At 59.1% G+C, this 11,260-nt stretch carries 8 protein-coding genes and 3 pseudogenes; 8 read left to right on the top strand and 3 right to left on the bottom strand.

Annotated features, from left to right (window positions below; genetic code table 11):
* The first annotated feature begins 1 nt into the window (after position 1).
* Positions 2-511: a TadE/TadG family type IV pilus assembly protein gene (locus tag ABFX23_RS07840; protein WP_346032528.1), complete on the top strand. Its 510-nt coding sequence runs from the start codon at positions 2-4 to the stop codon at positions 509-511.
* Entirely contained in the window at positions 508-918 is a 411-nt protein-coding gene (locus ABFX23_RS07835; RefSeq protein WP_346032527.1) for a TadE/TadG family type IV pilus assembly protein, read from the top strand. Before ABFX23_RS07840 ends, ABFX23_RS07835 begins: the two co-directional genes overlap by 4 nt.
* Positions 919-1,652: 734 nt before the next feature.
* Here ABFX23_RS07835 and ABFX23_RS07830 read toward each other — a convergent pair.
* Entirely contained in the window at positions 1,653-3,944 is a 2,292-nt protein-coding gene (locus ABFX23_RS07830) for a TonB-dependent receptor domain-containing protein (protein ID WP_346032526.1), read from the bottom strand.
* 163 nt (positions 3,945-4,107) lie between these two features.
* Here ABFX23_RS07830 and ABFX23_RS07825 point away from each other — a divergent pair, with 163 nt between their 5' ends.
* The 3 genes from ABFX23_RS07825 (at position 4,108) to ABFX23_RS07815 (ending at position 7,424) form a co-directional block, all read left to right on the top strand.
* Entirely contained in the window at positions 4,108-4,812 is a 705-nt protein-coding gene (locus ABFX23_RS07825) for a class I SAM-dependent methyltransferase (RefSeq protein ID WP_346032525.1), read from the top strand.
* 723 nt (positions 4,813-5,535) lie between these two features.
* Entirely contained in the window at positions 5,536-6,258 is a 723-nt protein-coding gene (locus ABFX23_RS07820; RefSeq protein WP_346032524.1) for an IS6 family transposase, read from the top strand.
* Between the two features lie 143 nt (positions 6,259-6,401).
* Complete coding sequence (locus ABFX23_RS07815) at positions 6,402-7,424, top strand: IS110 family RNA-guided transposase (RefSeq protein WP_346032523.1); 1,023 nt, start codon at positions 6,402-6,404, stop codon at positions 7,422-7,424.
* Positions 7,425-7,802: 378 nt separating this feature from the next.
* Here the strand turns inward: ABFX23_RS07815 and ABFX23_RS07810 are convergent.
* Positions 7,803-8,974: pseudogene (locus ABFX23_RS07810) on the bottom strand (IS3 family transposase).
* A 168-nt stretch (positions 8,975-9,142) separates the two neighbouring features.
* On the opposite strand from ABFX23_RS07810, the gene ABFX23_RS07805 reads away from it, so the two are divergent.
* Together ABFX23_RS07805 and ABFX23_RS17750 are read left to right on the top strand one after the other, a co-directional pair.
* Positions 9,143-9,535, top strand: a complete 393-nt coding sequence (locus tag ABFX23_RS07805; RefSeq protein ID WP_346032522.1) for a PilZ domain-containing protein — start codon at positions 9,143-9,145, stop codon at positions 9,533-9,535.
* A gap of 73 nt (positions 9,536-9,608) precedes the next feature.
* Positions 9,609-9,695 (top strand): annotated as a pseudogene (locus tag ABFX23_RS17750) (IS6 family transposase); the annotation flags it as partial.
* Between the two features lie 264 nt (positions 9,696-9,959).
* On the opposite strand, the pseudogene ABFX23_RS07800 reads toward ABFX23_RS17750, so the two are convergent.
* Positions 9,960-10,478 (bottom strand): annotated as a pseudogene (locus ABFX23_RS07800) (IS110 family RNA-guided transposase); the annotation flags it as partial.
* 60 nt (positions 10,479-10,538) lie between these two features.
* On the opposite strand from ABFX23_RS07800, the gene ABFX23_RS07795 reads away from it, so the two are divergent.
* On the top strand, positions 10,539-11,255 hold the full coding sequence (locus ABFX23_RS07795; RefSeq protein ID WP_346032521.1) for an IS6 family transposase: 717 nt from the start codon (positions 10,539-10,541) through the stop codon (positions 11,253-11,255).
* Positions 11,256-11,260 lie beyond the last annotated feature (5 nt).

Raw genomic sequence — 11,260 nt, 5'->3', positions numbered from 1 at the left:
GATGCATATTTTCTCCTTTTCGACCTTGCGGCGTGACGAAGATGGCGTGGCCACCGTGGAGTTCGCCCTTTGGGTCACCGGCTTTTTCATGATCGTCATGGTAGCTCTGGATTTCGGAATGTTCTTCATTGAACGTGGCAAGGTCAACGAGGCCGTCGCAGCATCTGCCGTCGCGTCCTTCGAAGAAGCAGACAACGTCAACTTCGGTGTCCTTCCTGCCTACGTCCGCAGCATCGCCGACAACCAGTCTATTGCGGTAGCAACATCCTGCAATGGCGTGGCCGGAAGCTGCACGAACCTGAACCGCACGTGCGCCTGCCTGAAAACCGATGGGTCCTATGTCGCCGCCGCTTGCGGCAACATCTGCACCGGGCCGGAGGTTACCGGGGGGTCGACAGCGGGATATTATCTGACGATCGAAGCGACCCAGGGCTTTAACCCTGTCGTCTTGCCAGCCGGTATGCTGGCGGATACGTCGGTTACGCAGCAAGCCACGGTTCGCCTGCAATGAACTTCATCCAAAAGCTTCGCCGGGATCAACAGGGTGCCTCGACCATCGAGTTCGCCCTGTTGGCCCCGGCCTTCCTGACGCTGATTTTCGGCACGATCGAGGGTAGCCGGATAGTGTGGACCAAAAACACGCTGGATGAGGTGGCTTTCGCAACAGCGCGGTGCATGTCCGTCAGTCTCGGATGCGAAACCGAAACGCAGCAACAGGATTTCGCTGTCGACCGCGCGGCCTCCTACGGTATCGCAATCGTGGCGGCAGACGTGACCGCCACAGCCGATGCGGACTGCAACGGATTTCCTGATTCGAGCCGCATCACAATCACACACGATTTCAATTCGGTGATGGGTGGCTTCATGCCGAGTATGGCGGCCGATCTGGAGGCCGATAGCTGCTTTCCGCAGCTTTAAGCGATAGCGCACGAGCCGGTGAAGGCGCGCCTGTTCGTCTATACGGAATAAGGCGTGCTAATTGACCGCGTGGCTGGCTGGGAGACGCCCGAACGCTACGTTTTCAGCATGATTCCACAGATGGAACTTTCTGTCGCCGACAGATCGGCTCGGCCTCGACGCGATGGTCGCGTAATTCGTGATCGCGTTGCTGGTCATCGTGGCAGGGCTAAGGATGGACCTCGCACAGAGGCTGCGAGGACGAGGACAGGCTGCTATAAGTAAAAAAGTCACGCTAATGTTGATCTATCGGCCTAGTGAAATAGGTCGGATGAAGAAGGCTCGGCGAGACCGGTCAGTCGGCAAACGGCTCAATTCTTGCCGTTCGCGGGAATCGAGATTCTAGGTTTATAGTTGGGCCGTTTGCTGACTGTCTGCTTGTGGCTCTCAGAGTGCGAAAGACCGCCGTTCACTTTCGGCGGGCCGGGTGGCAGCTACCGACCCTCTCGCATCGTTTGCCAGGTGGGCTATGATTAACAACCTTCACCAAGCGCTGACTAATCGGTCGGCGGCGATCCATCTGCCAGCTACGCACTCTAACCTAAGGTTTCTGATTGTTCGAGAAACTGTCTCGCGCCATTCCGTCTGTAGGCGATGGTTGGTGTGCGCTATAGCCACCGTTTGGTTGTCATCTTTCAAGCATGCCCTCTTTTGATCACGATGGCGCCCGGTGGGTGCCGGCCGCCGTGCCATAATCAGAACTGGTGCCGCAATCCGACGACAACGCTGCGCCCGCGCAGGGGCGACTGGTCCTTGACGAAGGAGGTGTGCACGAAGGCCAGCTCGTTCGTCAGGTTCGTGCCCCGTGCATACAGCTCAACATCACTCGCGCCCGGAATGGCAAAGCGATAGGCAATGGTCGCGTTCACCATATTATACCCATCGGTCGGCGTTTCGTAGAGCGCGACCCCCTCCTGTGCGAACGTACGGTAATACTCCACATCGGCCGACAGCGGCCCAAAGCGCCCCTGATAACGTGCGCCAAGCCGTCCGGGCGGTATGCGGGGCAGATTGTCGCCCTCGCCCTTCAGGTCGGTGGCGACATAATCGCCGAACAAGGTCACCAGCGATTCTGGCGACACGGTGTAACTGACCTGTCCGTCGATACCGGTAAAGCTGGCATTTGCGGCGACATATACCAAATAATTGTGGGGGATGCCCGTCGCGATCTCCGTCTCGATCAGGCGGGCAAAGATGTAGTCGTCCACGTCCTGATGATATAATCCGACTTCGAATTCGAACGGCCCGTCGGTCTTGCGCAGGGTCAGGTTGACCGTTTTGGCGGTTTCCATGACATCGGTGGTTGGCTCAGGCAGGAGAGTGCGCGATCCATAATGCGTCCGAGCAAGGCCAAGCTCAAAGCTGTTGGTGGCGAGGTTGTTGCCCTGTGCGTAAAGCTCGCGGACGTTCGGTGCACGCTCTGTCCGGGCAAGGGACAACGCGGCGGAATAGCTGCCATCAATGTTCCAGGTGGCGCCGATCGAGGCCGAAAAAGGATCGTGCTCAGCCGCCGGATTCTCTTCCAGATATAGTTCGGTGTAAAGCTCCTTCATGCCTTCCACAAAGCCGGCGAAGCCACCGGGCAAACTTTCAAAGATAGCTTCGGTTGCAGGCGGCACGACCGCGGCGAAGACTTCGGGAAGGGGATGGGTAATCGTGCGCCAGTCCTTGCGTGCTGCAATCTCGATATCGATAGGTCCAAAGGAGCGGCGTTCGTTCAGGAATACGCCCCAGTTTTCGGTCACTTTATAAAAGGGCGGCAGGAACGATGTGTATCCACGAAAGCCCTCTGGCGCATTGCTGAAATCGAAATCAATCGGAAGCCGGTGCCGATCACTTTGGTTGAGGCCGTCGAACTTCGCATCGGTATATTGAACGCCCAGCGTGCCGACGAAGCCAAACAGCGGCTTGTGCGTCAGTTCGATGCGGCCGTCATACGCTTCATTGCTATAGAGCGCGAAAAGGGCGGGACCGTCGACCTCGTCATGCCGATAATCGGTATACGAACCGCGCACACGAAGGTTGGAGAAACCCGGCAGCAGATCGGTAAAATCGCCGCGCACATCGACCCGCTCGCTGCGCAGCTTGATGAAGGCCGTATGGCTGTCATCTATATTGAAAAAGGGGTCGTTGAACGATCCATGGCTTTCGCAATGCAGGTCGAGCCCGTGGGTATGGCACACCCCGTTAATGTGGCTATGGCCCGGTAGGCCATATTCCGCATTCTGCCGCGTATAGGCAACGCCAATATAGCCCTTGTCCATCACCCACGAGGTGCCAAAGGCATAGCTTGAGCTATCTCCGAACGAATCGCGAAGCCGGTCCGTGCCGTAACTGTCCGGCACGTCGTAGTCCTCGCGGTAGGACCGGGACCCTTCGGCGTGCAGCGCGATCGGGCCCAGCGCCGCCGTGACCCGTCCGGCGGCGGTCATTTCTTGATCGGCGGTCCCATAGCGAAGTTCGTAGGCACCATCGAAGCCGCTTTCTGGCAAGGCGCGGGGCACCTTGCCGTCGATCAGATTGATCGCCCCGTTTACCGCATCCCCGCCATAGCGGACCGCGGCGGGCCCGCGCTGTACCTCTATCGCGTCTAGGAGGAGAGGATTGGTGACGATCGCATGATCAGGGGATACGGACGAAGCGTCGAACAATTCGGCACCGTCACTGAGAACCGCGATACGCGGAAAGGTCTGCCCACGGATCACCGGCCTCGATGCGCCTGCACCGAAATTATCCATATGAACACCCGGCAGACCGTCCAGTGTTTCGCCCAATGTGCCGCGTCGCCGATGGGCAAGCGCATCACCCAACAATATCATGACGGGAAGCTGCGGCTCGACATTGGGAAGGCTGAGCGACTGACCGGTGACGACGATGGCGTCCCCTTCTACGCCCTTACCCGTATCGTCCGCGATCGATCGCGTGGACGCGCCAGCCTGCGCCCAGCCCGGCGTAGGGACGACGGCCAGCGCAGATACGAATGACATTAGGCAGGTTTTCACCCGTTGTTCTAAGGTAGCAGACACCACAAAATTTCCCATCCATGAAACGCGGCGTTGCTATGGAGATGATATCACATTACGTCAAGGCGGCTGCGGCCGTTCTAGCAGCGTGAGACTTGTGTGATGCTTTGGGGTGACGCGACAGAACATGACAAAACATGCATCTTTCAGCACGTCCGGTTTCTTTAACCGGGAGATGGCCGAGGCCTATGACCAGCGGAACAGCGGCTTGCAGCCCATAGCAGACTCGCTGCACTTTCTGATGGGATTGGTGCTGGATCGGCTGCCGGAACAGGCCCGTATCCTGTGCGTCGGCGTCGGAACAGGGGCAGAGATACTTGCCCTGGCCAACGATCACCCGGGATGGACATTCACTGGCGTCGACCCTTCGGCAGAGATGCTTGAGGTTGGCCGCAGAAGGCTGAAGGATGCAGGCGTTCTTGACCGCTGCCGCCTTGTTCAGGGGTATGTCGGCGATGTGACCGATACTGATTTCGATGCGGCCGTCAGCCTTCTTGACGCCCATTTCATCAAGGCGGACGAACGCCCCGCCTTCTACCGCGCCATATACGACCGGCTGAAGCCCGGCGGTTGTTTCATTAGCGCCGAGATCAGTGCCGCGCTTGATGCCCCTGAATTTCCGTTAATGCTCGACAACTGGAAACAGGTGCAACGACTGATGGGCGCATCCAACGAATCGCTCGCTAAGCTTGAGGGGATGCTTCGAACCACACTGGGCGTCGTATCCCCCGCCGACACAGAGGCCCTGTGGCGCGACGCCGGTTTCCCCCTGCCGGTCCCGTTCTTTCAGGCGTTCATGGTCCGGGGCTGGCACGCCCTGAAACCCATCTAGAAGGATATTTCACCGGAATTACTCAGGGGCGGCCATTCGGTCGCTGTATCAGTGGTGTCTATTTTAAGGCGATCTACGGTCAGACGTTAGTGGCCGGTATTGGGGCGCAAAGCAGATAAAGATCGACCGCTTCATTCGGAGCCGCAAAATCAATTTCGGGTCCCGAAAAAGCTACATCATCGACAATTTAGATCTCTGGAATGAATCCGAACGTGAGATTGCATCGTGTGTCGAGGCCCGCACATGAGCCCGCAAAACTCTGAAGTTATCGGTCCCGTGACAGGGATTGGGCCTTCAGCAGACTGTCCGGTTCTGGATGCGCGGGCGCATAACGCCACCTCTCCGCAGACCACCCAAATTTGGGTCATTCGACGAGATCGGGCAGGCATGACCATAGTAACAGGTAAATGCCGGACTGTCGTTTCCCGGCTCCCCGTGAAATTTGGGCTTGAACGAGGCCATCCACGCAAAGCTTGCAATTGCAAACGATTCGCATTAGCGGACCGTCAAGCGCGCCGTGTTAGGCCACCACAACTAGGCTTCAGGGAAAACCATCATGAGAACTTACAAGGCGAGTCTCCTCGCCGCAGCCACGCTTTGCTGCCCGTCTTTTGCACTGGCGCAGACTGCCCCCGACATCGAGCCGGGTAACGGCACGCAGGCTGCACCTGGCGTTGTCAGACTAACGTGGCAGCGGCGGGCGAGGGCTGCTAGCCGAGTCCGATGAGCCGAAAATCACGTGCCAAACCACCAAGCCCATTTCGCCGTTTCAACTCTTCGCCTGAAGTCATCCGCCTGGTCGTGATGATGTATGTGCGCTTTCCGCTTAGCTTGCGGAACGTGGAGGACCTGCTGTTCGAACGCGGGATCGATGTCTGTCATGAGACTGTGCGGTTCTGGTGGAATCGGTTCGGCCCCCTGTTTGCTGCTGACATTCGTCACCAACGGGTCAGCCGGATGAAGGGCTTTCGCCACTGGCGCTGGCACCTCGATGAGGTATTTGTGAAGATCAATGGCGAGACGCATTATCTGTGGCGCGCTGTCGATCATGAGGGTGAGATCCTCGAGAGCTACGTCACCAAGAAGCGGGACAAATCTGCAGCTTTGCGGTTCTTCAAGAAGACGCTGAGGCGGAACGGCAAAGCCGAGAAAATCGTAACGGACGGACTGAAATCCTACCCTGCAGCGATGAAGGATCTTGGCGTTGAAGAGCGCCGCGAGATGGGGAGATGGCTCAACAACCGAGCCGAGAACAGTCACCTTCCATTTCGACGAAAAGAGCGTGTGATGCTCAGATTTCGCCAGATGAAGAGCCTACAGAAATTCGCCTCCGTCCACGCCAACGTCCACAACCACTTCAACCAGGATCGCCATCTCGTAGATCGCCAGACTTACAAAGCCGCCCGCTCAGCCGCGCTGGCTGAGTGGCAAAACCTCGCGGCCTGAATTGCGGATGAGGGTAGGGCGAGTACTGCCGAGTGGAGACGAGTTGCGATTAGAGTGATGGGGTGGATGGCCCCTGTGACTGACGACTGGTGAGTCGTACTGTGGGCTGTTGTCGACGCAACCCAAGCAAAGGACCATCCACCATGGAGATTACCACGATCGGCCTTGATCTGGCCAAGCCTGTTTTCCAGCTTCACGCTGTTGATGCCAATGGCAATGTTGTCTGGCGCAAGAAGCTGCGGCGTTCGGCACTTCTCGATACGCTGGCGAAGGTTCCTGCCTGCCTCATCGGTATGGAGGCTTGCGCAACAGCGCATTACTGGGCGCGTGAGATTGCGGCGCTGGGGCACTTGGTCCGGCTCATGCCACCAGCTTACGTGAAGGCCTATCTCCGGCGCCAAAAGAACGATGCTGCCGATGCCGAAGCGATCTGCGAGGCGGTACGCCGTCCGACCATGCGCTTCGTGCCGGTCAAGAGCGCGGAGCGACAGGCAGTCCTTGCCTTGCACCGCTCGCGCGAATTGCTGGTCCGTCAGCGCACCATGCTTATCAATGCCATCCGCGGTCATTGCGCCGAGTTCGGTCTGGTCACAGCACAAGGCGTTCGCGCTGCGCGCGAGCTCATGGAGCGGGTTGAACAGGCCGACAGTTCAGTGCTGCCAGACATCGCTCGATCTGTAGTGATGGCTCTGACCGAGCAGTTCAAGACCTTGGCCTATCAGATCCAGGCTCTGAGCCGACAGCTGCTGGTCTGGCACCGGCAGGACGAGACCAGTCAGAGGCTGGCGACCATTCCTGGTGTTGGTGTCATAAGCGCCACCGCACTAGCGGCTTCGGTGGTTAATCCTGCCCAATTCCGCTCGGGCCGCGAGTTCGCCGCATCGCTGGGGCTGGTGCCACGACAGAACTCGTCGGGCGGCAAGGACAAGCTTGGGCGCATCTCGAAGATGGGAGATCGTTACCTCAGGAAGTTGCTTGTGGTCGGAGCGACATCCGTGGTGCGGCGGGCAAGGACCAGCGACGCTCCGACCGCCAGTTGGATCCGCAGCCTTCTTGAACGTAAACCTGCCCGGCTCGTCACCGTAGCCATGGCCAACAAGACCGCCCGGATTATCTGGGCTGTGCTGGCGCGCGGAGAGAATTATCGTTCCCCGGCCACCATTTGAGAATAATCGCGGCGCGCAAAGCGTAGCCCGCGTCGAACTGTAGGGGTGCTGCATTGAGTTGATGATGACGATCTGAAAAGCGGCCGCAATGGCCGGGACAACCCGAGGTGCTGTCGGAGCTTCGTGCTCGCTAGACTGAGTGGGACCCGGCCTGCGGACACCATCAGGGCCAGCGGTCATCACGCACCGCATAAACAGGCCGGACAGATGACCGCACCCTGACAGATCACAACATCAAATCAATTTTACCCTTGCAGCGCAGGGGCCATCCACAGATGACAGCACCGTTCCGAGAGATCAGCACTTTGGGAAGAGGTCTGAGGTGGTCCCGCCTTCTTGGACAGGTTGGCGGCGAAGTTAAGCTAATCCCGGATGTGATTATGCCGCCAGTTTGGTCATCAGATCATGGGGGGCATGCCCCCCATGATCTGGTTCGCTGATCCGCCCGTAGACCTCTGCCGGGGTTCGCCCGGCCAGACCCGAGTGCGGTCGCTGCGTGTTGTAATAGGTGATCCAGCGCCGAAGGCCAGCGCGCAGCTCCGAGCCGGTCTCGAAGGCGTGGAGATAGACGCATTCGTATTTCAGGGAGCGTCAGAGGCGCTCGATGAAGACGTTGTCCATCCACCGGCCCCGACCATCCATGCTGATCCGGACCTCAGCATCGCGCAGCACGCTGGTGAACGCGAAGCTGGTAAACTGGCTGCCCTGATCGGTATTAAAGATTTCAGGACGACCGAAGCGCGCCAGCGCTTCCTCCAGAGCCGCCACGCAGAAGCCGGCATCCATCGTGTTCGACAGCCGCCAGGCCAGCACCTTGCGGGTTGCCCAGTCCATCACCGCAACCAGATACAAGAAGCCCCGCCGCATCGGGATGTAGGTCACATCTGCGCACCAGACATGGTTGGGCCGGTCGATCGCCAGCTTGCGCAGCAGATAGGGATAGACACGGTGCTGAGGGTGCGGATCGCTCGTGCGCGGCCGCTGGTAAATCGGCGACAAGCCCATCTTCGCCATCAGCCGCCGCACACGGCGGCGACCGACCTCGTGGCCCTCCCGGCGCAGGTGCCGAACCATCTGGCGACTGCCATACCACGGCATGTCGAGGAACGCCGCGTCGATCACCCGCATCAGCGCCAGCGTCTCCTCGGTCTCCGGGACCGGCGCGTAGTAATAGGACGAACGACTGATCGAGAGCAGGCGGCATTGTGCCGCGATCGACAGGCGGTGGTGAGCAGGTTCGATCATCGATCGCCTCCGTGCCACGCTCATCGACCGGAGGCTTTGGCTAAAAAATCCCGCTCCACGACCAGCTGGCCGATCTTCGCGTGCAGTTTCTCCACCTCGGCCTCGCTGGCCACCTTGGCTGCATCGCCTGCCCCGGAGAATGTCCCCGCCATTCCCTCAACTGCCTGCCGCTTCCAGGCCGCGATCATCGTGTGGTGGATGCCATGCTTCGCTGCCAGCTCCGCCAGCGTCAGGTCACCCCGGATCGCTTCCAGCGCCACCTTTGCCTTGAACTCCGCGCTGTAGCGCTTCCTCGTCTTCTTCATTTCCCGTCCATTCCTCAGGTCGGGATTAGCTTAGCACCCTGTCCGAAATTCCGGGACCACCTCAGTCGCCGCATAGGTAAAGAAACCATAGCTCCCTATTTACGTTGCTACCATCGAGCGGTACCTCAAACGCTGCAGGCATATCTCTAACTGAAGGAGCAGCATTGAATGGCCGGCTTCGGTCGTAAAGGATTAGCACGTCCTCCTGTTCAATCTGGCGAGAAGCGGTCTGGAAATAGGTCTCCAGCTAGGCTTTCAGCGGTCTTGGAGACTCCAGCGGCAAAGCTCTCCGTGGCTCTAGTAAACGCCTCAGCGGGAGGAGTATGCGTAAAAGGCGCCGAACTGCCTAAGGTGGGGCGATTTGCCAAGCTGAAGGTCGGGAGTGTGACAGCCTTCGGCGAAATCGTTTGGCAGGATGGAGGCGCTTGCGTACTACGCTTCGACAAGAAACTAAGTGAAGAAGAGATGGAAGAGTTCTATCAAGCAGTTCAGGAATCGACGGACTTAGGAATGAGCGTCGAGCAAATGCTCGCAATAAACGCATGGTTGAACGGACTCTGAGATGGCCTGAACCGGCCCTGTCAGAGCAAATGCACCTGATTGACGGCTGAGGCTGTGAGGGTAGGGCAGTGCGATGCCCAGACTCAGGAAGCCGGCCAGCCCGTTTCGCTATTTCAACTCGTCGCCGGAGGTGATCCGGCTTGTAGTCATGATGTATGTCCTCTGTGGATGGCTCCCGCGTTGCAAGTGGTGATTTGAGGGTCTGGCGTTTTGGTCGGGTGCAGTCTTCTGTCCGGCCTGTTTGTGCGGTCGAACATTTGACCGCTGGCCATGATGGTATCCGCGAGCTGGGTCCCACTCTGCTTTGCAGGCTTCGATGCCTTGGACATTCAGCGGGGTGTCCCGGCTCCCGGTCTGACCGGTGCGCCATCATCTCTCATCGTCCTCACAACCTCGTGAAGTCTGTTTCCTTCGTTCTATCTGTTCATGCGGCAGCCGCTCGCGCGGGTGCTTGATAGGTTCCGCCACGCGTCATGATAGCCCAGGCCACGCGCGCAGTGCGGTTTGCAGCGGCGACCGTGACAACGCGCGCCGGCTTGCGTTCGAGCATAGCGGCGATGCGCGGATCGACCGAGTCCGGTCTCGCTCTTGCCCGGCGGATCAGCGAGGTCATACCGATTACCAGCAGCCTGCGCAGATAACGGTCTCCCATGCGCGAGATCCGACCCATCCGCTCCTTGCCGCCCGAACAGTTCTGAAGTGGCGTGAGCCCGAGCGATGCTGCGAACTGCCGACCCGAGCGGAAGCGTTCGGGCTCGACGACTGAAGCGGCAAGCGCGCTCGCCGAGATTACACCGACACCCGGAATGGTTGCCAGGCGCTGGGACAGCTCGTTCGATCGGTGCCAAGCGAGCAGTTCCTTCTCAAGAGCCGCCAACTGGACCTGCAGTGCACCAATCTGATCGGCTAGGCTCTTCACGACCCGCTGGGCAAGCGTCGGCACGGCACTGTCAGAGCAAATGCACCTGATTGACGGCTGAGGCGGCGAGGGTACGGCAGTGCGATGCCCAGACCCAGGAAACCAGCCAGCCCGTTTCGCTACTTCAACTCATCGCCAGAGGTCATTCGGCTTGTGGTGATGATGTATGTCCGATTTCCGCTGAGCCTGCGCAATGTCGAAGATCTGCTGGCCGAGCGCGGCATCGACATCTGCCACGAGACCGTGCGGCATTGGTGGAACAGGTTCGGACCGCTGTTTGCAGCCGACATCAGGAGGCAGCGGGTGAGCCGGATGAGAGGCTTCCGCCAATGGAAGTGGCACCTCGACGAGGTCTACGTGAAGATCAACGGCGAGATGCATTACCTCTGGCGCGCGGTCGACCAGGAGGGCGAAGTTCTTGAAAGCTACGTCACCAAGACCCGTGACAAGAAGGCAGCACTGAGCTTTATGAAGAAGGCGCTGAGGCGCCACGGATCTCCTGCGGAGATCACCACTGACGGTTTGCGCTCATACAAGGCTGCGATGGACGAGCTGGGCAATGCCCACAGGCAGGAGATCGGCCGCTGGGCCAACAACCGGGCCGAGAACAGTCACCTGCCGTTTCGACGACGAGAGCGGGCAATGCTGCGGTTCCGGCAGATGAAGAGCTTACAGAAGTTCGCCTCGGTTCACGCCAACGTCCACAACCACTTCAATCTCGAACGTCACCTCATCGACCGCCAGACCTACAAGACCCGCCGCTCGGCCGCACTGGCCGAGTGGCAAACCCTCATGGCGTGAGGAGA

Origin of the sequence: Erythrobacter westpacificensis (assembly GCF_039542285.1) — a bacterium.
Taxonomy (GTDB): domain Bacteria; phylum Pseudomonadota; class Alphaproteobacteria; order Sphingomonadales; family Sphingomonadaceae; genus Alteraurantiacibacter; species Alteraurantiacibacter westpacificensis.
The sequence above is the reverse complement of the archived record's forward strand: the minus strand, read 5'-3'. Positions and strand labels throughout refer to the sequence as shown.

Excerpts from the sequence above, each read along its gene's own strand:
- ABFX23_RS07820 (WP_346032524.1), top strand. The coding sequence starts at position 5,536 with ATGAGCCGAAAATCACGTGCCAAACCACCAAGCCCATTTCGCCGTTTC.
- ABFX23_RS07835 (WP_346032527.1), top strand. The coding sequence starts at position 508 with ATGAACTTCATCCAAAAGCTTCGCCGGGATCAACAGGGTGCCTCGACC.
- ABFX23_RS07825 (WP_346032525.1), top strand. The coding sequence starts at position 4,108 with ATGACAAAACATGCATCTTTCAGCACGTCCGGTTTCTTTAACCGGGAG.
- ABFX23_RS07805 (WP_346032522.1), top strand. The coding sequence starts at position 9,143 with ATGGCCGGCTTCGGTCGTAAAGGATTAGCACGTCCTCCTGTTCAATCT.
- ABFX23_RS07815 (WP_346032523.1), top strand. The coding sequence starts at position 6,402 with ATGGAGATTACCACGATCGGCCTTGATCTGGCCAAGCCTGTTTTCCAG.
- ABFX23_RS07830 (WP_346032526.1), bottom strand. The coding sequence starts at position 3,944 with ATGTCATTCGTATCTGCGCTGGCCGTCGTCCCTACGCCGGGCTGGGCG.
- ABFX23_RS07795 (WP_346032521.1), top strand. The coding sequence starts at position 10,539 with ATGCCCAGACCCAGGAAACCAGCCAGCCCGTTTCGCTACTTCAACTCA.
- ABFX23_RS07840 (WP_346032528.1), top strand. The coding sequence starts at position 2 with ATGCATATTTTCTCCTTTTCGACCTTGCGGCGTGACGAAGATGGCGTG.